21 protein-coding genes are annotated in these 23980 nt (G+C 70.3%); 9 read left to right on the top strand and 12 right to left on the bottom strand.

Annotated features, from left to right (window positions below):
- Nucleotides 1–7: 7 nt before the first annotated feature.
- On the bottom strand, nt 8–2224 hold the full coding sequence (gene ligA / locus H613_RS0104815) for an NAD-dependent DNA ligase LigA (RefSeq protein ID WP_051392953.1): 2217 nt from the start codon (nt 2222–2224) through the stop codon (nt 8–10).
- A gap of 128 nt (nt 2225–2352) precedes the next feature.
- On the opposite strand from ligA, the gene H613_RS24395 reads away from it, so the two are divergent.
- Nucleotides 2353–3777: an alkaline phosphatase PhoX gene (locus H613_RS24395; RefSeq protein WP_211234704.1), complete on the top strand. Its 1425-nt coding sequence runs from the start codon at nt 2353–2355 to the stop codon at nt 3775–3777.
- 225 nt (nt 3778–4002) lie between these two features.
- Nucleotides 4003–5475, top strand: coding sequence for an ATP-binding protein (locus H613_RS0104805; RefSeq protein WP_026922925.1), 1473 nt, complete (start codon nt 4003–4005; stop codon nt 5473–5475).
- A 253-nt stretch (nt 5476–5728) separates the two neighbouring features.
- Here the strand turns inward: H613_RS0104805 and H613_RS0104800 are convergent, their stop codons facing one another.
- Nucleotides 5729–6352 carry a hypothetical protein gene (locus tag H613_RS0104800; RefSeq protein ID WP_156925826.1) on the bottom strand — a complete coding sequence of 208 codons (624 nt, stop codon included), beginning with the start codon at nt 6350–6352 and terminating at the stop codon, nt 5729–5731.
- A gap of 196 nt (nt 6353–6548) precedes the next feature.
- On the opposite strand from H613_RS0104800, the gene H613_RS0104795 reads away from it, so the two are divergent.
- The 3 genes from H613_RS0104795 to H613_RS0104785 are packed head-to-tail and all read left to right on the top strand — an operon-like array spanning nt 6549 to nt 8640.
- Nucleotides 6549–7277, top strand: a complete 729-nt coding sequence (locus H613_RS0104795) for an ABC transporter ATP-binding protein (RefSeq protein ID WP_035736258.1) — start codon at nt 6549–6551, stop codon at nt 7275–7277.
- Between the two features lies 1 nt (nt 7278).
- Nucleotides 7279–8016 carry an ABC transporter permease gene (locus H613_RS0104790; RefSeq protein WP_026922922.1) on the top strand — a complete coding sequence of 246 codons (738 nt, stop codon included), beginning with the start codon at nt 7279–7281 and terminating at the stop codon, nt 8014–8016.
- Between the two features lie 9 nt (nt 8017–8025).
- On the top strand, nt 8026–8640 hold the full coding sequence (locus H613_RS0104785) for a TetR/AcrR family transcriptional regulator (RefSeq protein WP_026922921.1): 615 nt from the start codon (nt 8026–8028) through the stop codon (nt 8638–8640).
- Here H613_RS0104785 and H613_RS0104780 read toward each other — a convergent pair.
- Entirely contained in the window at nt 8637–9311 is a 675-nt protein-coding gene (locus H613_RS0104780) for a VIT1/CCC1 transporter family protein (protein ID WP_051393006.1), read from the bottom strand. The genes H613_RS0104785 and H613_RS0104780 overlap by 4 nt on opposite strands.
- Nucleotides 9312–9714: 403 nt before the next feature.
- Between H613_RS0104780 and H613_RS28905 the strand changes: the two genes are divergently transcribed.
- Both H613_RS28905 and H613_RS0104770 read left to right on the top strand, forming a co-directional pair.
- Nucleotides 9715–11856, top strand: coding sequence for a DUF4153 domain-containing protein (locus H613_RS28905; protein ID WP_051392951.1), 2142 nt, complete (start codon nt 9715–9717; stop codon nt 11854–11856).
- A 144-nt stretch (nt 11857–12000) separates the two neighbouring features.
- Nucleotides 12001–12642, top strand: a complete 642-nt coding sequence (locus H613_RS0104770) for a sulfotransferase family protein (RefSeq protein ID WP_026922919.1) — start codon at nt 12001–12003, stop codon at nt 12640–12642.
- A 6-nt stretch (nt 12643–12648) separates the two neighbouring features.
- On the opposite strand, the gene H613_RS0104765 is transcribed toward H613_RS0104770, so the two are convergent.
- From H613_RS0104765 to H613_RS0104755, 3 genes are all read right to left on the bottom strand, one after another.
- On the bottom strand, nt 12649–13668 hold the full coding sequence (locus H613_RS0104765) for a uroporphyrinogen decarboxylase/cobalamine-independent methonine synthase family protein (RefSeq protein WP_026922918.1): 1020 nt from the start codon (nt 13666–13668) through the stop codon (nt 12649–12651).
- Nucleotides 13661–14761, bottom strand: a complete 1101-nt coding sequence (mnmA, locus tag H613_RS0104760; protein WP_035736364.1) for a tRNA 2-thiouridine(34) synthase MnmA — start codon at nt 14759–14761, stop codon at nt 13661–13663. Before mnmA ends, H613_RS0104765 begins: the two co-directional genes overlap by 8 nt.
- A gap of 66 nt (nt 14762–14827) precedes the next feature.
- Nucleotides 14828–15985 (bottom strand): cysteine desulfurase family protein, encoded by a 1158-nt coding sequence (locus H613_RS0104755; protein WP_026922916.1) that lies wholly within the window; start codon nt 15983–15985, stop codon nt 14828–14830.
- Nucleotides 15986–16305: 320 nt separating this feature from the next.
- Between H613_RS0104755 and H613_RS0104750 the strand changes: the two genes are divergently transcribed.
- Nucleotides 16306–17214: a hypothetical protein gene (locus H613_RS0104750; protein ID WP_035736253.1), complete on the top strand. Its 909-nt coding sequence runs from the start codon at nt 16306–16308 to the stop codon at nt 17212–17214.
- A gap of 53 nt (nt 17215–17267) precedes the next feature.
- Here the strand turns inward: H613_RS0104750 and H613_RS0104745 are convergent, their stop codons facing one another.
- The 3 genes from H613_RS0104745 to H613_RS0104735 form a co-directional block, all read right to left on the bottom strand.
- On the bottom strand, nt 17268–17882 hold the full coding sequence (locus H613_RS0104745) for a biotin transporter BioY (RefSeq protein ID WP_026922914.1): 615 nt from the start codon (nt 17880–17882) through the stop codon (nt 17268–17270).
- A 171-nt stretch (nt 17883–18053) separates the two neighbouring features.
- A complete protein-coding gene (locus tag H613_RS0104740) occupies nt 18054–18983 on the bottom strand; it encodes an electron transfer flavoprotein subunit alpha/FixB family protein (RefSeq protein WP_026922913.1) in 930 nt (309 codons plus the stop codon).
- 9 nt (nt 18984–18992) lie between these two features.
- Complete coding sequence (locus H613_RS0104735; protein WP_026922912.1) at nt 18993–19769, bottom strand: electron transfer flavoprotein subunit beta/FixA family protein; 777 nt, start codon at nt 19767–19769, stop codon at nt 18993–18995.
- 116 nt (nt 19770–19885) lie between these two features.
- Here H613_RS0104735 and H613_RS24385 point away from each other — a divergent pair, with 116 nt between their 5' ends.
- Nucleotides 19886–20218 (top strand): PLD nuclease N-terminal domain-containing protein, encoded by a 333-nt coding sequence (locus H613_RS24385; RefSeq protein WP_051392949.1) that lies wholly within the window; start codon nt 19886–19888, stop codon nt 20216–20218.
- A gap of 395 nt (nt 20219–20613) precedes the next feature.
- Here the strand turns inward: H613_RS24385 and clpX are convergent, their stop codons facing one another.
- The 3 genes from clpX to H613_RS0104715 all read right to left on the bottom strand — a co-directional run bounded on the left by clpX (nt 20614) and on the right by H613_RS0104715 (nt 23794).
- Nucleotides 20614–21918, bottom strand: coding sequence for an ATP-dependent Clp protease ATP-binding subunit ClpX (gene clpX / locus H613_RS0104725; RefSeq protein WP_026922911.1), 1305 nt, complete (start codon nt 21916–21918; stop codon nt 20614–20616).
- Nucleotides 21919–22453: 535 nt separating this feature from the next.
- Nucleotides 22454–23107, bottom strand: a complete 654-nt coding sequence (locus H613_RS0104720; protein ID WP_026922910.1) for an ATP-dependent Clp protease proteolytic subunit — start codon at nt 23105–23107, stop codon at nt 22454–22456.
- Between the two features lie 36 nt (nt 23108–23143).
- Nucleotides 23144–23794 carry an ATP-dependent Clp protease proteolytic subunit gene (locus H613_RS0104715; protein WP_084546358.1) on the bottom strand — a complete coding sequence of 217 codons (651 nt, stop codon included), beginning with the start codon at nt 23792–23794 and terminating at the stop codon, nt 23144–23146.
- Between the last annotated feature and the right edge of the window lie 186 nt (nt 23795–23980).

The raw sequence follows: 23980 nt of genomic DNA, 5'->3' as shown, positions 1-23980 counted from the left end.
TTTGTGATCATTCAGGATCGGACTCGACACCTTCACTCAGGCCCGCCTCGAGCATCCGTTCGAACTCCTCGCCCGGCACCACACGGACGCCCAATTCGACCGCCTTTTCATATTTCGAGCCTGGCTTGTCGCCCGCGACGACGGCGCTGGTCTTCTTCGAGACCGAGGCGGTGACCTTCCCGCCGCGGGCCTTGACCGCCGCGGCGGCGCTCTCGCGCGTGTGGTCGGGGATCGCGCCGGTGATGACGACGGTGGCGCCGACGAGGGTCTTGGCCACGGCGTCGGCACCGGAGGGCGCCTCGTCCCGCATGCGCACGCCCGCGGCCCGCCAGCGCTCGATGATCTCGCGGTGCCACTCGACGGCGAACCAGTCCTTGACCGCGGCGGCGATGATGGGCCCGACGCCGTCGACGTCGGCCATCTCGGCCTCATCGGCCTCGATGATGCGGTCGAGATCGCCGAAGTGCTCGGCGAGGGCCTGGGCCGAGACGGGCCCGACATGGCGGATGGACAGGGCGTTGAGGACCCGCCACAGCGGCTGCGACCTGGCCTTCTTGAGGTTCTGGAGCATCTCCTCGGCGTTCTTGCGCGGATCGATCACCCCGGTCTTCTTGTGCGGCTGCTTGGCGAAGGGCGTGGCGATCTTGTCCTTGCCGGTCTTCTTGTCGACCTTCGGCAGCCCCGAATCGGGATCGCGGACGACGACCCTGATCGGCTTCAGCTCGTCCATGTTCAGGTCGAACACGCCGCCCTCGTCCTTGAGGACCGGCTCGGCCTCCAGGGGCTGGACCAGGGCGGTGCAGGCGATGTAGCCCATGCGGTCGACGTCGAAGCAGTGGCGGCCGGCGAGGTAGAACAGGCGCTCGCGCAGCTGCGCGGGGCAGGAGCGGGCGTTGGGGCAGCGCAGGTCGACGTCGCCTTCGGAGGCCGGCGCGAGGGTCGAGCCGCACTCGGGGCAGGTCTCGGGCATGGCGAAGTCGCGCTCGGAGCCGTCGCGGGCGGCGTCGACGGGCGCGACGACCTCGGGGATGACGTCCCCGGCCTTGCGCACGACGACGGTGTCGCCGATCTTGACGCCCTTGGCCTTGACCTGGTCGGCGTTGTGAAGCGTGGCGAACTCGACCTCGGACCCGGCCACGCGGACGGGGTCGAGCACCGCGTAGGGGGTGGCGCGGCCCGTGCGGCCGATGGAGACCTTGATGTCGAGGAGCTTGGTGTTGACCTCCTCGGGCGCGAACTTGTAGGCGACGGCCCAGCGGGGCGTGCGAGAGGTGGCCCCGAGGCGGCGCTGCGAGGCGATGTCGTCGAGCTTGACGACGACGCCGTCGATCTCGTGGACCAGCTCGTGGCGCTTGGCGCCGAATTCGTGGAGGTAGCCGAAGACCTCGTCCATGGTGTCGACCACGCGCCAGTAGGGGCTCGTGGGCAGGCCCCACGCCTCCAGGGCGGCGTAGGAGTGGGACTGGGACTCGGGCCGGAAGCCGCGCAGCGCGCCCAGGCCGTGGGAGATGAAGCTCAAGGGGCGCTCGGCGGTCTTGGCCGGGTCCTTCTGGCGCAGCGATCCGGCGGCGGCGTTGCGCGGGTTCGCGAAAGGCGCCTTGCCCGCGGCGACCTGGGCCTCGTTGAGCTTCTCGAAGTCGGCGCTGGGGAAGTAGACCTCGCCGCGGACCTCGAGCAGCTCGGGCACGTCGAAGCCCTCGGCGGCCCGCAGCCGCTGAGGGACGGCGGCGATGGTGGCGACGTTCGCCGAGACGTCCTCGCCGGTGGTGCCGTCGCCTCGGGTGGCGGCGCGGACGAGTTGGCCGCGCTCATAGACGAGGTCGACGGCGAGGCCGTCGATCTTGAGCTCGCACAGGTACTGGGCCCCCGCGGCCTCCTCCGACACCCGCTCGGCCCAGAGCCGGACCTCCTCCTCGCTGAAGACGTCCTGGAGGCTGAGCATCTTCTCCAGGTGCCGCACGGGGGTGAACGCCTCGGAGAACGTGCCGACCTGCTCGGTGGGCGAGTCGGAGCTCTTCAGCTCGGGACGGCGGGTCTCGATGTCGACCAACTCGTGCATGAGCTCGTCGAACTGGGCGTCGGAGACCGTCGGCTCATTGTCCACGTAGTAGCGGCGGCGGTGCTCGGTGATCTCGGAGGACAAAGCCTCGTGGCGTGCGCGGTCTTTGTCGAAATCGGTGTCTTCGGTGCTCACGGGACCTATTGTGGCAGCTTGGTCCGACATTCCGGAGGCGGTGAAGGCTTATGCAGGTGGTCAACTGCCGTTCATGTTCCGCTTCCCTTGCCCTCCCCTGCGGTCGGGAACATTCGAACTGACAGCGACGCAACCGGGCTCGCCGAAGGAGCACGCTCTTGACCAGTCAACTTCGTTCACCGAGCAAGCAGGCCCGCCCGAACCGCCGCCCGCGCCGCGGAGCGCGCGACCGCTTCGCCGTCGCGGCCATGGAGGGCATGACCATCCGCGCCGCCTCCGCGAAGGAGGGCGGCAAGGACAAGGCCTGCGCCGACAACGGCGGCTACGGCGAGTTGCGCGAGCTGACCCGCACCGACCCCGAGTCGGGCTTCGAGCAGCGCCTGTGGTTGCCCGAGGGGTTCGACTTCAGGGTGTTCTCGACGGCGGGCGGCCGCATGCCGGACGGCAACACGGTGCCGCTCGGGCACGACGCGATGGCCTGCTTCGCCACCGGCGAGCCGGACGTGTGGCGCATCGTCCGCAACCATGAGGAGCGCTCCGGCCCCGGCGAGGCGGTGCCCTCGGGAGGAGCGGACGACCGCTACGACCCGCTGGGCGGCGGCGGCACCACCACGATGCTGATCCGCTGGGAGCGAGGGGCGCCGGTGTTCGAGCGGGCGTGGCAGTCCCTGTCGGGCACGATCGCGAACTGCGCGGGCGGGCCGACGCCGTGGGGTTCATGGCTCTCGTGCGAGGAGACCACGGCGGGGACCGCAGCGGGCTGGGGCGCCGAGCACGGCTACGTCTTCGAGGTGCCCTCCGGCGCGACGCGGGAGGTCGCGCCGGTGCCGCTGAAGGCGATGGGCCGGTTCGTGCACGAGGCCGTCGCGGTCGACCCGGGCACCGGGATCGTGTACGAGACCGAGGACCAGAGCACCGCCGGGTTCTACCGGTTCCTGCCGAACGTCCCCGGCGAGCTCGCCGCGGGCGGGCGGCTGCAGATGCTGAAGGTCGTCGGCGAATGGAACCACGACACCCGCACCGGCCAGCGGACCCGGAAGTCCATCCCGGTCGAGTGGGTGGACATCGACGACGCCGACCCCGCCGACGCCGAGGCGGTGCCGCTGGCGGTGTTCAACCAGGGCTGGGCCCGCGGCGCGGCCGTGTTCGGGCGCCTGGAGGGCTGCTGGTGGGGCGACGGCGCGGTCTACATCGCCTCGACCTCCGGCGGCGACGAGGGCGAGGGCCAGATCTGGGAGTACACCCCGGGCGAGGGCCGCCTGCGGCTCGTCTTCGAGTCGCCCGACGCCGCACTGCTGTCCTGCCCGGACAGCATCACCGTCACTCCGAGCGGGAACCTGCTGCTGTGCGAGGACACCGGCCGCGACCTCCCGGCAGTGCGCGGGCTGACCCGCTCGGGCGAGGTCTTCCCGTTCGTGTACCACGAGGGGGGCACCGAATGGTGCGGGGCGACGTTCTCCCCCGACGGAAAGGTCCTGTTCATCGACCTCCAGGGCGCCACCGAGGGCGACCCGGCCGACCCGACCCTAGAACCGGGCCGCACCATCGCCATCTGGGGCCCCTGGGACAACGGCGTGCTGTGACCCCCTGAGCCCACACTCGGACAACACGCCTCCCGACCGCCGGACCTCCAGACCGGCGACCAGAAGATCCGGCCGCATGACACACGTCCCGTCACGCGGCCGGATCTCTCTGTCCCGATCGTTCAAGCGGCGAGAGTATCGTGTAGGCAGAATTACACGATTATCGTGTACTTTCAATTACACGAATTTCGCGGTAGCAGCGGTGCACGAAACCCTGGAGGACGCATGAAGAAACCCGACGAAGTCATCGGCAGAGATCTCGAGTGGCACGTGCTGGAACGCTTGCTCCGCGCCGACGGCGAAAGCACCCTCCAGATCGGGATCGTCTCGGGCCGTCGACGGGTGGGCAAGACCTTCCTGCTGACAGCGGCCTGCAAGGCAGTGGACGGGCTTTACCACATGTGCGTGCAGGACGAGGGCGACCTGGCGGCGAGAACTCGCTTCGCGTCGGCCATCGCGGCTCATGGCGGCCTGGGAGGGCTGATCGCCGAGCCCGGCACGTGGGAGGAGCTGCTCACCAGCGCACTGGAGGTGGCCGAGCGGGTCGCGGCACCGGGCCGGCCACCGCTCGTGGTCATCGACGAATTCCCGTACGCGCTGGCAAAGGCCCCCGAGCTGCCGGGACTGCTCCAGCTTCTCTACGACCGGTCACAGCGAGGGGAAGGCCCCGGTGGGCGGATCCTGCTGTGCGGATCGGCGCTGAGCGTCATGCGCGATCTGCTCTCCGGCACCAAACCGTTGCGGGGCCGGGCGACGGTGGACCTGCAACTCGGCCCGCTGGATTACCGGCAGGCTCGAAGCCTGTGGGGCATCGCCGATCCCGAGACCGCCCTGAAGGTCCACGCCTGCGTCGGCGGCTATCCCGGCTACCGGCGGCTGATCGACCGGACACCGCAGACCGCCGCGGAGTTCGAGCAGTGGATTCCCCAGACGCTGCTGAGCAAGGGTTTGGGCATCTTCACCACTGCCGAGGTCGACTACCTGCTTCGCGAAGACCCCCGCATCAGCGACCGCTCCGCCTACTACGACGTGCTCGGCGCGATCGCGCACGGCTCCACTTCTCTGTCCAAGATCGGGGCCGTCACCGGACGCAGCAAGGATGCGGTGCGGCCCTTGGTCAGGACGCTCAAGGCGGCCGGCTATCTCTCGGAGAACACCGATCTCCTGCGGGGCAGGGGCACGCTCACCGTGTGCGACCCGATCATCCGCTTCGACCGGCTCATCACCGCTCCGCGGCTCGGGCAGCTCGACTTGGGCCGGTCCGAGCAGGTATGGCAGGGCATGCGGCACACCTTCCTGTCGCAGATCCTCGGGCCGCACCTCGAGGAGCTCTGCCGAGAATGGGTGCACCGGTTCGCGCCGGATGAACTGGGCCGCCCCGAGGGTTTCGGCGCGATCGGCACGGCGAACGTCCACGATCGAACCGGCAGAGCCAAACACGAGATCGATGTGCTGGCAATGGACGGCAAGCAGATCACGTTCATCGGGGAGGCCAAGGCGACCGTGCACCGGCCCGGCATCCGCGCGCTCGAACGACTCGAGCACATCAAAGCGCTGATCGCCGCCACCGAATACCGCAGCGATGACGCAGTGCTCGGCGTCTTCTCCCGCACCGGCTTCACCCCAGAGCTGCGAACAACCGCCGAGCACCGCCCCGATCTGGCACTGATCGACCTCGAAAGGCTCTATGCCCCATAAAACCAGGCGCAAGTTCTTGAGAGATCGGGCTTGCGGAAGACGTCTCCTCAACTGGTGTCAAGAGATCCGGTGTCAAGAGATCAAGCCCTCATCTCACACGGGAAAGTTCTCCGCGAGCCACCCCCTCGTCTGGAAGGCATCCTCCTGAGCCCACACTCGGACAACACGCCTCCCGACCGCCGGACCTCCAGACCGGCGACCAGAAGATCCGGCCGCGAGACACCCGTCCCGTCACGCGGCCGGATCTTTCCGTCTAACCGATGGCGAAGTAGAACTGGTCGCCCATGAGCTCGCCGACCGCCACGGTCGAGTAATCGCCTTCGGGAGCCTCGATCACGACGTTCCCCGAGGCCGTCTCGCCGGAGGCGACGTTCCCGACCAGCGACAGGTCCTCGGGCGCGAGCAGGAACGGCTCCTCTCCCACGTCAGCGCTGCCGTCCCAGGCGCTCCAGGCCAGGTCCATGTAAGGGTCGCCGGCGTCGGCGCCGTTGTAGGTGGCCTGGAGTTCGATCATGATGAAGATGTTGCCCTCGGCGGGCGCGGTGTTGGTCGGATCGACCTCGGCGATCACGTCGGCGGCGTCGACGACGACCTCCCCGAGCGCGACGGACCAGTCGCCGATCTCGGCGCTGGCACCGGGCTCCAGCGGAGCCTCGGGGGCGGTGCCGTCCCCGTAGGACGCCGCGGCGGCGTCACCGGCGGCGTCCTCGGCGGCCTCGGTCTCCTCGGCGGCGGTCGACTCCGAGGTCCCGGCGGACCCGTCGCCGCCGTCCTCTTCAGCACCGCAGGCGGCGAGCCCGAAGGCGGCGAACAGGCCGACCCCGCCCACCACCAGCAACCGCTTCGCTCCGGACACCATCTCATCAAGTTGCGTCATCTTGGCGCAGCCATCCGTTCTAGATTCGTTTGTGGACAATCGCGCTTAAGCGTACGGGCAATACGGCAGCGTATCGAAACGAATGAATAACGGCTCCGCATCACCGCTCGGCCGGATTTGACCCAGGATAATTCATTGATCGGTGAATTCTTGTGGTAGATTGAATTCATCAGTCGTTGAATTATTGGAGGCTCCCATGCCACCCGACAACCCAGCCGTCGTCGTGGAGCACCTGGTCGTCGAGCGCGGCGGCCGGACGGTGCTGCTCGACGTCTCCACCGCCATTCCGGCCGGGTCGGTCACCGGGCTGCTCGGCCCGTCGGGCTCGGGCAAGACCACCCTCATCCGGTCCATCGTCGGCACCCAGAAGGTCAAGTCCGGCACCGTCACCGTCCTGGGCGAGCCCGCCGGGTCCAAGCCCCTGCGCAATCGCGTCGCCTACGTCACCCAGGACGCCTCGATCTACCCCGACCTCAGCGTCAAGTCCAACGTGGCCTACTTCGCCTCGCTGTACGGCCGCAGCCGCAAGGAGGCGATGTCCGCCATCGACGCCGTCGGCATGCACGACCACGCGAACCAGCTGGCCGGGAACCTCTCCGGCGGCCAGAAGACCCGCACCTCGCTGGCGTGCGCGCTGGTGTGCGAGCCCGAGGTCCTGGTCCTCGACGAGCCGACCGTCGGACTCGACCCGGTCATCCGCGAAGAGCTGTGGAGCCAGTTCCGCGACCTCGCGTCCGCCGGGCGCACCCTCCTCGTCTCCAGCCACGTCATGGACGAGGCCGACCGCTGCGACCGGCTCCTGCTGGTGCGCGAGGGCCGGTTCATCGCCGACGACACGCCCGCCCAGCTGCGCGCGTCCACCGGCACCGACAACCTGGAGGACGCGTTCCTCCACCTCATCCGCGAACTGGAGAGGACCAGCTGACATGTCGCTTCGCATCACGTTCATCACCGCCGCGCGGATCCTGCGCCAGCTGCTCAACGACAAGCGCACCATCGCCCTCATCCTCGCCGTCCCGGCGCTCATCATCGCGCTCATCAGCGCCATCATGGACGCCTCGCCGCAGATGTTCGACCGCGTCGGGCTCATCCTGCTGGCCGTCTTCCCGTTCACGATCATGTTCCTGCTGACCTCGATCACGATGCAGCGCGAGCGCACGGCCGGGACACTGGAGCGGCTGATGACCACCCCGACGGCCAAGATGGACCTCGTCGGCGGCTACGCCATCGCCTTCGGGGTCTGCGCCGCCGCGCAGACCGGCGTCGCCGCCGCCGTGGCCTACCTGTGGCTCGACCTCGACACCGTCGGCTCGGCCTGGATGGTCGCCTTCATCGCGATCGTCACCTCCGTGTTCGGCATGGCGCTGGGCCTGCTCGTCTCCGCGTTCGCCGCCACCGAGTTCCAGGCCGTCCAGTTCATGCCGGTGCTCATCGTCCCGCAGATCTTCCTGTGCGGACTGATCTGGCCGCGCGAGGAGATGGCCGGGTGGCTCCAGGGCGTCTCCGACGCGCTGCCGCTCACCTACTCCGTCAAGGCACTCCAGCAGGTGCAGACGTCCTCGGAGCTCACCGCCGAGCTGTGGGGCGACCTCGGCATCGTGGCCGGTGCGGTCGTCGTCGCAACCGTGCTCGGAGCCGCCACGCTGCGACGGCGGACCGGTTAGGCTCCGCCTGTGGTCAGAGCCAAGCGAAGCGGACGGCGGTCAGGCAAGCCCGACACGAGGGCGGAGATCCTGGCCGCCGCCCGCGCCATGTTCGCGGACGAGGGGTACGAGTCGGTCAGCATGCGGCGCATCGCCGCCCAGGCCGGCGTCGACCCCTCGCTGATCCACCACTACTTCGGCTCGAAGGACGACCTGTTCCTCGCCGCCGTCGAGCTGCCGCTGGACCCCGCTCCCGAAGTCGCGGCCGTGCTGCGCGGCGGCAGTGTGGAGGACGCGGGAGAGCGGCTCATGCGCGCGTTCGTCGCCGTCTGGGACGGGCCGCACTCGGACAAGCTCATCGCGGTCGTCCGCACCAGCCTGTCCAGGCCGGCGAGCTCGTTCATCATGAAGCAGATGTTCGAGCACCGGATCGTCAAGACCATCGAGGAGGTCCTCGGCGGCGAGGTCGACAACCTCCGCGTCCGCGCGGGCTTCATCGCCTCCCAGATATTCGGGCTCGTGGTGGCCCGCTACATCCTCAAGCTCGAACCGATCGCCTCGCTCGGCGTCGAAGAGCTCGCCGAGACCATCGGGCCGACCATCGACCGGTACCTGACGATGCCGGTGCAGCACCTGGCTCCCTAGCCGGTGGCGATCCCGAAGAGGGAGCCGGCCGAGTACGTGATCGCCATCGTGGCCGCGCCGACGGCCATGACGCGCAGCGTCGCGCGCAGGCGCGGGGCCCCGCCGAGCACGGCCGAGGTGTAGCCGGTCAGCGCCAGCGCCGCGACCACCGCGAGCGCGCAGCCGAGGACGCGGACGCCCGGCCCCAGCAGGCCGATCGCCACCAGCGGCAGCAGCGCCCCGCAGGTGAAGCTCACGAACGACGACAGCGCCGCCTGCCAGGGGCTGGTGAGGTCGTCGGGGTCGAGGCCGAACTCGACCTGGGAGTGGGCCCGGAGCGGGTCGCGCTCGGACAGCTCGCGGGCGACCAGGCGCGCCGTCGGCGCCGACAGGCCCCTGGACTCCAGGCTCTCGGCCAGCTCGCCCTCGGCGGCCTCGGGGTTCTCGGCCAGCTCCCGCTGCGTGGCGTCGACGAGGGTCGCCTCGGTGTCGCGCTGGGTGGAGACCGAGGTGTACTCGCCGCCCGCCATGGACAGGGCACCGGCGACGAGGCCCGCGAGGCCCGAGACCATGATCGTGGCGCGGTCGGTGGTCGCTCCCGCGACGCCGATGACGATCCCAGCGGTGGACACGATGCCGTCGTTCGCGCCGAGCACTCCGGCGCGCAGCCAGTTGAGCCGGTTGCCGAGCATGCTCGGCCCTGTGTCGTCGCCTGCCACCACGACTCCAGTGAACCACAGGATCGGCTCGGGCACACCGAGTGAGAGCGGCGCGGAGCCGTGACTCGATTGCACCACTGTGGGCGGTATTCCCGGCGTTGAGGTGGCGGTTCACATGCGGGGCAGCCGCGGACGAGCCGGTATGCGTTATTCTTCTGATCCTCCGACGAGAAGGCTTCGCATGAGCACTGACGAAGAATCCCCCGCGCCGCAGACGCCGGAGGACGCCGAGGGGCGTCCGGTCGATGAACCGACTGCGGAAGCGACACCCCGAGAGGCGGCACCGGCGGATACCGAGCGGGCGGCGCCGCCACCGCCACCACCGCAGCAGCCGCAGCCGATGGCGCCGCAGCCGCCGCCGATGGCACCCCAGCCGATGGCACCGCCACCCCAGGCGCTGCAGTACGGGTACCACCCGTACACAGGACAGGTCCAGATCCTCGGTTACCCGGTGGCGGTCAGGGTCCCGAGCAAGCGGTGGCGGATCCCCGAGGCCGGTGCGCCGCAGTACATCACCCTCGCCTGCGCGGTGGTGGCGCTGTTCGGCGGCTGGGCCGCGTTCCACAGCGAGGGCGTCGGGATCGGCCTGGCGCTCACCGGCCTCGCGATGACGGTCGTGCCGCTGCTGGTGGGCGGCCGGGAGGCGCTGTCCGTCCGCATCCCCGGGGCCGTCCTGGTGGCGGGCCTGTGGTCGGTCGCGGCCGTCCGCGACGCGGGCTGGATCGTGACGCTGTGCGCGTTCACCGCGCTGCTGCTGACGCCGCTGGTCCTCGCGCCGCACTCCCGGTTCTCCGGGATCGCCTCGGCGGCCTTCGGGTACCTCGGCGGCCTGGCCGGTGCGTTCCGGTGGGCGAACCGGGGCTACCGGCGCCCGACCGAGACGGGCAACGCGATGCGCAACCTGCGGGTCGTCGCGATCACGGTGGGCCTGCTGGTGGTCTTCGGCGGCCTGTTCGTCGCGGCCGACTCGAACTTCGCCGCGATCGTGGCGGACCTGGTGCCCGAGATCAACCTGTTCTCGCTGTTCTGGCGCACCGTGCTGACGGTCATACTGTTCGGGCTGGTCCTGCTGTGGGCGTACGTGTCGATCGCGAAGCCCCGCTACGACCCCGAGGAGCCGGACGAGCCGAAGCCGGCCTCGCGCTTCGAGGTCGCGGTGCCGCTGGGGGCGCTGAACCTGCTGTTCGCGGCGTTCATCGCGCTCCAGGCGCGGGTGCTGTTCGGCGGCGACGAGTACGTCATGGAGACCGCGGGCCTGACGATGGCCGAGTACGCCAGGAGCGGGTTCTGGCAGTTGAGCGTGGTCGCGGTGCTCGCGCTCGGGGTCATCGCGGTGGCCGCGTGGAAGGCGCCGAGGCGGGAGCGGGCCGACCGGTGGGTCGCCAGGATCCTGCTGGGCGCGCTGTGCGTGATGTCGCTGGCGATCGTGGCCTCGGCGATGTTCCGCATGAGCCGCTACTTCGAGTCGTTCGGGCTGACGCGGCTGCGGCTGTGGGTGTTCACCGTCGAGATCTGGCTGGCGATCCTGTTCGTGCTGGTCCTGGTGTGCTGCTGGAAGCTGCGCGCGACGTGGCTGCCGCGGGCGATCCTCGGCTCGGGCGCGGCGGTGCTCTTGGGCCTGGCGGCGATCAACCCGGACGGGTTCATCGCCGGGTACAACGTGGACCGCTTCGAGGAGACGGGGAAGTTCGACCCGTACTACGCGGCCGGGCTGTCGGCCGACGCCGCGGACGCGCTGGCCGAGCTGCCCGACGACGAACGCGAGTGCGTCTTCGACCGCGCCGACTGGGGGGACGACGACCGGCCCGCGCTGGCGTGGAACTACGGGTGGGGGCACGGCCACGGGCTGGCCGAAACGCACACGAACGCCGTCGGAGCCGAATGCGTCCACCTCGACAGCATCGACGGCATCGACGAGTACGGGTCCGATGATCCGCTGGATTCGCAGCAGGATCCGTACACGGAGCCGGACCGGAGCGAGGAGCCGACTGCGCCGGCCACCGACACCGGACCGGCGGCCGGTGCGGGCTACTTCCATTGGGACACCTGCGATCTGCTCGATCTGACCGCCGCCGAGGAGCTGTTCGGAACCTCTGCCAAGGGCGATTACGGCGTCATGCCGGACGAGGCGCACCAGACCGGAGGGGTCTTCGGCGCCGAGCTCGCCGACGATGAGACGCCCTACGCCTATCTCGAATGCGCCTACTACGGCTCTGGCGCCAGCTACCTGCGCATGGAGGTCAAGCAGTGGTCGGATTCCGAGGGGGCGCAGGCCGTCCTGGCCGAGGACCGCGACGACCGCGAGCGCAGTCATTACACGGTCGCCGATCTGGATGGCGCGGAGGGGTTCACCGCGGTCTCCAACAGCGAGACGTACCCGGAGCTCAAGTACTCGTTCGTCGAGGAGGACCTGGTGTACGGGGTGAGCATCATGGCGGGCCCGACCGACGAGGGCGCCCGGGAGGTCTGCGCGGGTCTCGCCGATCAGCTGCGCACCCTTTATCAAGAGCTTGCCTGATCGAATGCCCAATGTCACATCACTGATACGACGACCATAATAACCTGGAGTAAGGCCGCAACGGGGCATCTCCGACAGAGCAGACCATAGACGACAGTCCATGATCAACTTGCCGGAGCCGTTGCGGCCGAATACTTTCAGGCTATGTTGCGTGTAATCGGCGCGGGACTCCCGCGCACCGGAACCATGACGCTCAAGAACGCGCTCGAAACCCTGCTCGGCGAGCCCTGCCATCACATGGCGGAGGTCTTCGGGCGCCCGGAGATCGACGTCCCGGCCTTCAGCGCCGCCGCCGCGGGCGACTTCCCGGACTGGGACGCGCTCTTCGAGGGCTACGCCGCCGCCGTCGACTGGCCGTCCTCGGCCTTCTACGGCGAGCTCGCCGACCACTACCCGGACGCCGTCGTCGTGCTGTCCAGAAGAGACAGCTTCGACACGTGGTGGACCAGCATGAACAACACCATCCTCAACCGGTTCGACCACCTGGACACCCCCGGCGGCGACCGGTGGGTCGCGATGGTCCACGGCCTGTGGGCCCGCGTCTTCGGGGACGCCGCGATGGACGACGCGGCGGCCGTCGAGGCGGCGTACGACCGGTACCACGAGCGAGTCCGCGCGACCGTCCCCGCCGAGCGGCTCGTCGAGTTCCACACCGGGGCGGGCTGGGGCCCGCTGTGCGAGGCGCTGGGCCTGCCCGTCCCCGACGAGCCCTTCCCGCACCTGAACTCCACCGACGAGTTCAACGCACGCGCCCGCGAGAGGATGGATGCCACCGGCACGCCGTAGCCGCCCTCAGCCGTGGAGGCGCCTCGCGGCTTCGCGGCAGGCCTCCATCGCGGCCCGCGCGTAGGCCGGGCTCGCCCCGGCCATGCCGCAGGTCGTGGAGACGCTCACCTGCTCGGGCAGGCGCTCGGGGTCGAGCCCGAGCCGGTTCCACAGGCCGGTGATCCGACCCGCGGCCCGCTCGGCGAGGTCAGGGCGGGCCGCGCCGGTGGCGGGCACGACGCCCGCGATCAGCTCGCCGCCACTGTTGGAGAAGGCACCGTCCAGGTACTCACCGAAGGCGTCCACTGCCGGCACGTCGTCGAGGTCGAGCAGCGTCAGGTCCAGCGACACCGCGCGCACGCCCGCCTCGGCGAGGAGCCGCAGCGGCACGTCGGCGGCGCAGCAGTGGACGACGACCGGCACGCCGACGCCGTCGACCACCTCCCGCAGCCGGTCGCGGGCGACCTCTGGCGGGACGCGGCGGTAGAAGTCCAGGCCGGACTCGGTGTGGACGCGTCCGGCCAGCGCGGCCGGGAGCGCGGGCTCGTCGAGCTGGATCGACAGTCGCGCCTTCGGCAGGCGCGCCTGCGCGGCGGTGGCGAGGTTGCGGAGCCCTTCGGTGAGGGCGCCCGCGATATCGGCGGATGCGCCGTGGTCGGCGATCATCGCCCCGCCGGTGCGCCGCCACAGGTTCGCCGCGAGCGTCCAGGGGCCGACGGCGGTGAGCCGCACGGGCCCATCGGTGGTGTCGGCGACGGCGTGGAGCGCGTCGAGGTCGCGTTCGAGGAAGTCGGCGGCGCGGCGGGCGTCGCGTCCCGGCAGGTCGGCGATCTGCCAGCCCGAGGCCCACCACTGCACCGGGAGCCCTTCGAGGAGGGCCGCGCCGCGCCCGATCATGTCGGCGCCGAGGCCGCGCGCGGGCAGTTCGGGCAGGTAGGGCCAGTCCGGCAACTCGCCGAAGACGGTGCGGACGGCCTCGTCGATGTCGAGGCCCGGCAGCGAGCCGACGCCGGTGGCCACCCCGGCGGGGAGCTCCTGGTCAGACACCGGCGGCCTCAACGGCAGTGGTGGCGTCGATGGTGCCGGAACACAGGACGGCGTCGCCGTCCGAGGCGTCGGGGTCGTAGACGACGAGGGCCTGCCCGGCGGCGACGCCGTAGGCGGGCTTGTGGAGCTTCGCGGTCAGGCCGCCTGCGTCGGCGGTGACGGTGGCCGGGTAGACCTCGCCGTGGGCGCGCAGCTGCACCTCGCACTCGAACGCGTCGGTGCGCTCGGGGCCGAGCCAGACGGGAGCGCCGGTGCGGATGCGGTCGATGCGCAGCGCCTCGCGGGGGCCGACCTCGACGCGGTTGTCGACCGGCGTGATCGACAGGACGTAGCGGGGCCTGCCGTCGGCGGCGGGCCGCTTGAGGCCGAGGCCGTGGCGCTGGCCGACGGTGAACTGGTGGGCGCCGTCGTGGTTGCCGAGGACCTCGCCGGTGGCGGCGTCGACGATGTCGCCGTCCTGCGAGCCGAGCCGGTTCTTGAGGAATCCGGAGGTGTCGCCGTCGGCGATGAAGCAGATGTCGTGGCTGTCGGGCTTGCGGGCCACGGCCAGGCCGCGCTCCTCGGCCTCGATGCGGACCTCGCCCTTGGGCGTGTCGCCGAGCGGGAACATCGAGTGGGCCAGCTGCTGGGGCGTGAGGACGGCCAGGACGTAGGACTGGTCCTTGCCGGGGTCGACGGCGCGGCGCAGCAGGCCGTCGTCGCCCTTGCGGGCGTAGTGGCCGGTGGCGACGGCGTCGAAGCCGAGCGCGACGGCCCGGTCCAGGACGGCGGCGAACTTGATCTTCTCGTTGCAGCGCAGGCACGGGTTCGGGGTGCGCCCGGCCGCGTACTCGGCGTAGAAGTCCTCGACGACGTCCTCGTGGAAGCGCTCGGCCATGTCCCACACGTAGAAGGGGATGCCGATGACGTCGGCGGCGCGGCGGGCGTCGCGGGAGTCCTCGATGGTGCAGCAGCCGCGGGCCCCGGTCCGGTAGGTCTGGGGATTCTTGGACAGCGCCAGGTGGACGCCGGTGACGTCGTGCCCGGCCTCGACGGCCCGCGCGGCGGCGACCGCCGAGTCGACTCCGCCGCTCATGGCGGCCAGTACTCGCAGTTTCACGCCCCCAACCTTAGCTGGCAGTCTTCCAATTCCGGGTTTGAGAGTGGTTGGCGTGCCTCGTCACGCCAAGCCGGCGTTTCGCGCGCGCTCTACCGCTTCGGGGAGTGATGCGGCGAGGGCCTCGACGTCGGCCTCGGTGGTGGACCAGCCGAGGGTGAACCGCAGGGAGGAGCGGGCGTCGTCCTCGCCGGTGCCCATCGCGAGGAGCACGTGGGAGGGCTGGGCGATCCCGGCCGAGCAGGCCGAACCTGTGGCGCATTCGACACCGGCGGCGTCGAGGAGCATGAGCAGAGCGTCGCCCTCGCAGCCGGGGAAGGAGAAGTGGGCGTTGCCGGGCAGGCGGTGCTCGGGGTCGCCGTTGTAGACCGCGTCGGGCGCGGCCTCGCGGACGCGCGCGACGAGCTGGTCGCGCAGCACGGCCAGGCGCCGCGACTCGGCCTCCTCGGTGCTGACGGCGTGGGCGACGGCCTCGGCGAGCGCGGCGATGCCGGGCACGTCGAGGGTGCCGGAGCGGATCTCGCGTTCCTGGCCGCCGCCGTGGAGCAGCGGCGTGAGCTTGGTGTCGCGGCGCAGCAGGAGCGCGCCGATGCCGGCGGGGCCGCCGAGCTTGTGGCCCGAGAGGGTCAGGGCGTCGGCGCCGCAGGCGGCGAAGTCGACGGGCGTGTGGCCGACGGCCTGGACGGCGTCGGTGTGGACGGGGATGCCGTGCGGCGCGGCGAGGGCGACGATCTCCTCGACGGGCTGGAGGGTGCCCACCTCGTTGTTGGCCCACATGCAGGTGATGACGGTGATCGCGTCGGGGTGCTCGTCGAGCAGTTCGGCGAGGGCGTCGACGCGGACGCGGCCGAGCTTGTCGACGGGGAGCTCGGTGACGTCGGCGCGCTCGTGGTCGCCGAGCCAGGCGACGGCGTCGGCGACGGCGTGGTGCTCGATGGCGGTGGTGACGATGCGGTCGCGGCCGGGCGCGCGGCGGGCCCAGTGGAGGCCCTTGACGGCGAGGTTGTCGGCCTCGGTGCCCGAGCCGGTGAAGACGACCTCGCTGGGTTTGGCGCCGAGGGCGTCGCCGATGCGTTCTCGGGCCTCTTCGACGGTGCGGCGGGCGGCGCGCCCGGAGGCGTGGAGGGAGGAGGCGTTGCCGAGTTCGCGTGCGGTCCGCACGTAGGCGTCGAGTGCTCGGGGCAGCATCGGCGTGGTCGCGGCGTGATCGAGATAGGCCATGGCTCCTCCAGTCTACGGCGCGGATCGGGCTGTCCGACCAGAGTGAGACGGCGCGCGAGTGCCGGAGCACACGGGGGCGTGGAGGCGTCTTCACGGGGAGGCCCGCGGAGCAGCAAGCGCATACCTACAGCTCCGGCCGCGGAGCCGTAAATGGGCACCCACGGCGACGCTCGCGGAGCCGTAAATGAACATGGCGTGCTCAGGATAGAATCTGACAAATCTTCGTAACCTTTTCGGTCACGGAGTCTCCATACCCCCGAAGGCCGGGTCTTTCCCACGCCAGGTCTTTTAAAGACCGGGCCCTTGAAGGAAGTGTGCCGATGTCGCCCGAACTCGCCGAAGCGTTGCGCGCAGGGCCGTTCCACACTGCCCTGCGTGTCGCCATCCAGTCCAGCGGTCTCGGCCTCGACCGGATCCGCCACCGGCTCTCGACGCGCGGCATCACCGTGTCCACGACCAGCCTCAGCTACTGGCAGTCCGGCCGCTCCCGTCCCGAGCGCGCCGAGTCGCTCGCGGCCGTCACCGCACTCGAAGACCTCCTCGAACTGCCCGCCGGTTCGCTGCGGGCGCTGCTCGGCCCCAAGCGGGCCAGGGGGCCCAGGTCGATCCGCGGCCAGCTCCCCCGCCCCGACGCGGTCCTCGGCGGCGATGCGGTGCGCGAACTGTGCGACCAGGTCCCGGCCTCGCGCGAGCACACCCTCGACATCATGAGCCAGCAGGTCATCGTCCACGTCGACTCCCGGTTCCAGGAGTCGGTGTTCGAGCTGTCGATGCTCGTGCGGGCCCGGCGCGACGACGTCGACCGCTACATCCTGCTCTACCGGGGCGACAAGGGCTGCGACATCGACGACATCGAGTTCAAGCCGGTTCGCGACTGCACGGTCCCCAACGTGCTGCGCCACCCCGACGCGCCGGTGGCGCTGGCCGAGATCGTCTTCGACCAGCCGCTGCCGCGCGGGGCGACGCACCTGTTCGAGATCGTCGTGCAGGGCGACGGCGGGGTCTCGACCGGGCACGGCAACGCGTTCCGCTACCCGGTGGACCACTACTCGCTCCAGGTCCGCTTCTCCCCCGACGCGGTCCCCAGGCGGGTCTACCGGTTCGCGCAGTCCTCGCTCCAGCGCGAGAAGCGCGAGACCGGGGATCTGCAGCTGGGGCCGGGGCGGACGGTGGCGCTGGCCGAGCCGGTGCCGAGGCCGGGCGCGCTGGGCATCGGCTGGGACGCCTGAGACACGCGGACAGGGGCGCCTCCGGAGACCGGAGGCGCCCCTGTCGCCGCGCGCTAGCGCTCTTCGGAGCGGAAGCGGTTGACCGCCCACCAGGCGCCGGGCAGGAGCGCCGCGGCGGCGAGGAGCTTGACGAAGTCGCCCGCCAGGTACGGGAGCACGCCCTTCTCGATGGCGGTCACGGCGTCCATGTCCGCCGCGAAGGCCAGGTAGGGGACGCCGAAGGCGTACATGATGACGTTGCCGAGGACCATGAGGCCGATCGTGCGCGGCACGGTCCGGTCGCCGCCGCGACCGGCGAGCCAGCCGACCACGACGGCCGCGACGAGGAAGCCGGGGATGTAGCCGAAACTGGGCATCGCGTAGCCGGAGGTGCCGTCGGTGAACCACGGCATGCCCGCCACGCCCGCGGCGAGGTAGACGGCCATGGCGAGCCCGGCGCGCAGCGGGCCGTAGGCGGCGCCGAGGAGCAGCACGGTGAAGGTCGTCAGGACGAACGGCACCGGGCTGATCTGCGGGATCGTGAACGCGACCTGGGCCGAGGCGCCGACGAGGCCGGCACCGGCGAGGACGAGGACGGCGTCGCGGGCGATCGCGCTCGCACGCGAGGCGGCAGGGAGCAGGTCGGCAAGGACCCTGGGCGCGGGAAGCGCGGCTGCTGGGGCGGCCATTGCGGATTCCTCCAACATCATCTGTAGGTTTCTCATAACGAGCGGCTGCCTCGAAGCGTAACGCACCGTCGCCTCGGCCGAATGACGGGCCGTGTGGCCCGCGTCCCGTCCGCGGACACGGCAGCGGCGGCTCGCGCGCCTGGTCAGGCGCGCGAGCCGCCGCGGCATCGGTTACTTGCGCTTCTCGGCCTCTTCGAGGACCTGCGGGAGCACCGCGAACAGGTCGCCGACGACGCCGAAGTCGGCCATGCCGAAGATCGGGGCGTCGGCGTCCTTGTTGACCGCGACGATGACCTTGGAGGTCTGCATCCCGGCCCGGTGCTGGATCGCGCCGGAGATCCCGGCGGCGACGTACAGCTGCGGGCTGACCGTGGTGCCGGTCTGCCCGACCTGGAACTTGTGCGGGTAGTACCCGGCGTCGGTCGCCGCGCGGGAGGCGCCCACGGCGCCGCCGAGCGCGTCGGCGACGCGCTCGATGAGCGCGAAGTCCTCCGCCGAGCCGACGCCGCGGCCGCCGGAGACGACCACGTCGGCCTCGGACAGGCCGGGGCGGTCGCCCGCGGGCTCGTCGACGCGCTCGACGACGCGGACGCGCTTGTCGGCCTCGGCGGTCTCGGCCTCGACGGTCTCCACGACCGGCTCGCTCGGGGCGGGCTCGGCGGCGGCGGCCCCGGCCTTGACCGTGGCGAGCGTGAAGCCCTTGGTGACCTTCGAGGTCGTGACGGTGGCACCGGCGAAGATCTCCTGCGTGGCGGTGCCCTCGGCGTCCAGGCCGGTCACGTCGGTCAGGAAGCCGTTGTCGAGGGCGACGGCGAGGCGCGCGGCCAGCGCCTTGCCCTCGTCGGTGCTCGGCAGCAGGAACGCGTCCGGTTCGGCCTTGCGGGCGAGGTCGGTCAGGACGGCCGCCTTCGGGTCGACGAAGTGGTCGTCGGCGCCTTCGGCGCTCGCGCGGTAGACCTTGGCGGCGCCGTATTCGCTTGCCAGCGAGGCGGACCGGTCGTCGAAGGCGATCGCGGTGACGTCGCCGAGGGAGCGGGCGAGCGTGAGGACCTCGGCGGCGTGCTTGCCGGCCTCGGGGACGTAGACGAGGATGTCAGCCATGGCGGTCTCCTAGATGAACTTCTCGGCGGCGAGGAACTCGGCGAGGCGGCGTCCGCCCTCGCCCTCATCGGTGACGATCTGGCCGGCGGTGCGCTCGGGCCGGTCGGTGGCGGTGAGGACCTCGGTGGTGGCGGCTCCCGCGCCGACTTCGCCCGGGTCGATGCCGAGGTCGGCCACGGTGAGCGTCTCGACGGTCTTGCGCTTGGCGGCCATGATGCCCTTGAGCGAGGGGTAGCGCGGCGTGTTGATGGTGTCCCAGACGGAGACGATCGCGGGCAGGGCCGCGGTGAGGACGTCGTAGCCGTCGTCCCGCTGGTGCTCCACTGTGATGGCGTCGCCGTCGATCTCGATCTTGCGGGCGCCGGTGGCGGCCGCGGCACCGGTGCGGGCCGCGAGCAGGTGGGGCATGACGCCCATGCCGGAGTCGGTGGACTCGGCACCGGCGATGACGAGGTCCCATTCGAGGCGGCCGAGCGCGGCGGCCAGGATCTTGGAGGTGGCGAGGGCGTCGGAGCCGGCTACGGCCTCGTCGCTGACGTGGACGGCCTTGTCGGCGCCCATGGCGAGCGTCTTGCGGACGGTTTCGGTCGCCTGGTCGGGGCCGAGGGTGAGGACGGTGACCTCGCCGCCGTGGGCCTCCTTGAGCTGGAGGGCGGCTTCGACGGCGTATTCGTCGAGCTCCCCCATGACGTTGTTGGCGCCGTTGCGGTCGACCCGCAACTGGGCGTCCAGCTGTCTCACGAGCCCCGAGTCGGGGACTTGCTTGACCAGAACCACGATGTTCATCGACAACCTCCGCAGGGTAGGTGCGTACTGACCTGAACTATATCTTACGAAGTTACTAACGAGTAACTCACCGAGCCGTTGTTGTCCCAGCCGAGTCGGACAGGCATGATTGGGACATGATCCGGGTTGCGGTCTTCCTGTTCCTCGTCCACTTGGCGCTGCTCATCGCCGCAGTGGCCGATTGCCTCGGCGGCGAGCGGGCGCCCCGGCGGCTCTCGCGCCCCTGGTGGGTGCTGATCATCGTGCTCCTGCCGGTCGCCGGCGCGGTGCTGTGGTTCCTGACGGGCCGCGCCAGACCCGAAGGCCGGCAACAGGGACGAGGACGGCCGAACGGCGGCGCGGGCGGCGGCCCGAGGCGGCCGCGCGGGCCGGTCGCACCGGACGACGACCCGGACTTCCTGCGGGACCTCGACCGCCAGCTGCGCGACGACGAGCGAAAAGAGGACTGAGCAGACGACATCGAGGGGCCGGGCGACGCCCGGCCCTTTTTCGTGCGCGCTCCGCTGAAACGCATCCGCCGATCGCACCGCGCCGCGATGGTCACTGCGCCAGCGCCGCCGCAGCGGCGTTGGCCTCTCCCGATGTTCCGAGCGCTCGAGACCGGACCGCTCGTGGGGCGGCGTTTCGCGGTTCGGCGGGCACGCCTCGCAGAGCTCAAGGTCGAGTGCTCCCGGCCGTCGACTCGTCAGGTGGCGTTTCGGCAGATCAACGAGACACGTCATGCGGGGCGCGGGGTTCCCGGCCGAACCGACCGAGCGTTCACGGCCGTCGGCGCGTGGGGTGGCGCTTCGCCGCATCGGCGGTGGGCGGCGCGGGGTGCGTGCCGCCTCCCACCTGAGCGGAGTCAGGCCGACTTCTCTCGACGGGTGCGCGGCGTGCGGCGCGGAGTCGATTTCGTTCTCGGCACCAGGGTGGGATTGACATTGCGGCGCACCACGTCCGCGGTGATCCGCACCTTCGCCACCTCGTCGGCCCGCGACGGGATCTCGAACATCACCGGCTGCAGCACCTCCTCGAGGATCGCCCGCAGCCCGCGCGCGCCGGTGCCGCGCAGCATCGCCGACTCCACGATCGGCTCCAGCGCGTCCTCGGCGAACTCCAGCTCCACGCCGTCGAGCTCGAGCAGGCGCTGATACTGCTTCACCAGCGCGTTCTTCGGCTCGGTGAGGATCCGCAGCAGCGCCGCCTTGTCGAGGTGGTTCACGGTCGTCAGCACCGGCAACCGCCCGACCATCTCGGGAATGAGCCCGTACTTCAGCAGGTCGTCGGGCATGACCTGGGAGACGAGCGCGTCGGCGGCGTCGTCCTCGACCGACCGCAGCGGCGCGGTGAAGCCCACCGTGCGCTTGCCGATCCGGTTCTTGATGATCTCTTCGATCCCGGCGAACGCCCCGCCGCAGATGAACAGGATGTTCGTCGTGTCGATCTGGATGTGCTCCTGGTGGGGGTGCTTGCGCCCGCCCTGCGGCGGCACCGAGGCGACGGTGCCCTCCAGGATCTTCAGCAGCGCCTGCTGCACGCCTTCACCTGAGACGTCGCGCGTGATCGAGGGGTTGTCGGCCTTCCTGCCGGCCTTGTCGATCTCGTCGATGTAGATGATGCCGTTCTCGGCGCGCTTGACGTCGAAGTCGGCGGCCTGGATGAGTTTGAGGAGGATGTTCTCGACGTCCTCGCCGACATAGCCGGCCTCGGTCAGGGCAGTGGCGTCGGCGATCGCGAACGGCACGTCGAGCATTCTGGCGAGGGTCTGGGCGAGGTGGGTCTTGCCCGAGCCGGTGGGGCCGACGAGGAGGATGTTCGACTTCTGGAGCTCGACGTGCTCGACGCCGGCCTTCGTGGAGCCCAGCTCGTCGAGCTGGACGCGCTTGTAGTGGTTGTAGACCGCGACCGCCAGGGAGCGCTTGGCGTCGTCCTGTCCGATGACCCACTGGTCGAGGAACTCGACGACCTCCTTGGGCTTGGGGAGATCCTCCCAGGCCACGTCGGCCGCCTCCGCGAACTCCTCTTCGATGATCTCGTTGCACAGATCGATGCACTCGTCGCAGATGTAGACGTTGTTCGGTCCCGCGATCAGCTTCCTGACCTGCCGTTGCGACTTCGAGCAGAACGAGCACTTCAAGATCTCGCTGTCTCCGAGGCGTGGCGCCATCGCAGTAGCTCCCTTCCTTGGCGAGTCCCATGTACGGCCTGCAAGCCGCCGAGGCTGCTTGCGGGGATGAGGTTGTCTTGTGCGCTCGGTTGATTCTGGACGAACCGGTGTCTCAATCGATTATTTCGTATTTGTGGCCTGAACGCCACCCACGGCGACGGCTGCGGGCCGTCCGGCGCTTCGGCGTTCCGGCGCCGCGGGGGCCGTGGCAAGCGGTCCTCTCGGTGCCAGCGCCACGGTACCCCGGGCGGACGACAAAGTGAAGCGATCGTCCAGAGACGAGGTTCCATCACGGCGAGCTTGCGAGCCGTGCCGGAACTCAGCGGCGACGCTTGCGAGCCGTGCATTACCCCGGCTGCGAGCTCGCAAACCGCGATTCGGGCACGGCCGCCGGCCCGCGAGCCGTGAGTTGCAATCCGTGCCCGCTTGGCGAGCCGCGGTTGCCGGCCAGGCCGTGATGCGGAGGCGCGGCGGACCGACGGCTCCGCGGGTGGTCCGCCGGCGCGTCGCGCCTCCTTCTCTATTGAGTTGGAGCTCAGGCCGCCGCTTCGGCGGGCAGCGCGTTCTTCTTGCGGTAGTTCAGCACGTTGTCGACCAAGCCGTAGGCCACGGCCTCCTCGGCGGTGAAGATCTTGTCGCGCTCGATGTCCTTGCGCACCTGCGTCAGGTCCTGGCCGGTGTGGCGGGCGAGGACCTTCTCCAGCTGCTCGCGCATGCGCATGATCTCGCGGGCCTGGATCTCCATGTCGGACGCCTGTCCGAAGGTGCCCTCGGTGGCGGGCTGGTGGATGATCACGCGCGAGTTCGGCAGCGCGGTGCGCTTCCCGGGCGTCCCGGCGGCCAGGAGCACGGCGGCGGCCGAAGCGGCCTGGCCCATGCACACGGTCTGGATGTCGGGACGCACGTACTGCATCGTGTCGTAGATGGCCATGAGCGCCGTCAGCGAGCCGCCGGGCGAGTTGATGTACATGATGATGTCGCGCTCGGGGTCGTTGCCCTCGAGGACGATCAGCTGGCTCATGATGTCGTTGGCCGAGGTGTCGTCGACCGGAGACCCGAGGAAGATGATCCGGTCCTCGAACATCTTGTTGTACGGGTTCATCTCCTTGACCCCGTACGAGGTCTTCTCGGTGAACGACGGGACGATGTAGCGGGCCTGCGGCTGGTGCTGGGCGTGGCCGGACGGCATGCGGTAATCCATGTTCGTGATGCTTCCCCTCGTTCTCTACTGGGCCTCGGCGGGGAGCTCGGTCACCCGCTGGACCACGTGGTCGATGAAGCCGTAGTCCTTCGCCTCGGAGGCGGTGAACCAGCGGTCGCGGTCGGAGTCGGTCTCGATCTCCTCGACGGTGCGCCCGGTGTGGTGGGCGACGCGCTCCTGGAACATCTGCTTGGTGTAGAGCATCTGCTCGGCCAGGATCGCCACGTCGGAGGCCGTGCCGCCGATGCCGCCCGAGGGCTGGTGCATCATGATCCGGGCGTGGGGCAGGGCGTAGCGCTTCCCGGCGGTGCCGGCGCACAGGAGCAGCTGGCCCATGGAGGCGGCCATGCCCATGGCGACGGTGGCGACGTCGTTCTTGATGTACTGCATGGTGTCGTAGATGGCCATGCCGTCGTACACCGAGCCGCCGGGCGAGTTGATGTAGAGCTTGATGTCGCGCTCGGGGTCTTCGGCTTCGAGCAGGATGAGCTGCGCGCACAGACGGTTGGCGATCTCGGAGTTGACCTCGGATCCGAGGAAGATCACCCGCTCCTGGAGCAGGCGGTCGAACACCATGTCGTCCAGGCCGGGCGAGCCCTGGCCGCCGCCGCGCCTGGCGGAGGGGAGGAAGACGTTCCTCTCCAGCTGCGAGGAGAATGGAATCGAATGCTCCATAGCTTGCACCTTCATTCTGTCTCGGCGATATGCACTGGGCTTTGCGGTTACCTCCCAGACCTTAACCCGTCGCGGCGACGATCGGACGCGCCTGGGCTCCGTGTTCGCTTCCAGCGGAGCCGGACGGGCGGCCCGGGATCCATCCTCTGGTGTACCCCCGCGCGGGCCTCGCACTCGGTGTGCGAC

The organism is Glycomyces arizonensis DSM 44726 (genome assembly GCF_000482705.1).
Classification (GTDB): Bacteria; Actinomycetota; Actinomycetes; order Mycobacteriales; family Micromonosporaceae; genus Glycomyces; species Glycomyces arizonensis.
Note: the sequence above shows the minus strand (reverse complement) of the source record. Positions and strands in the feature narration are given on the sequence as shown.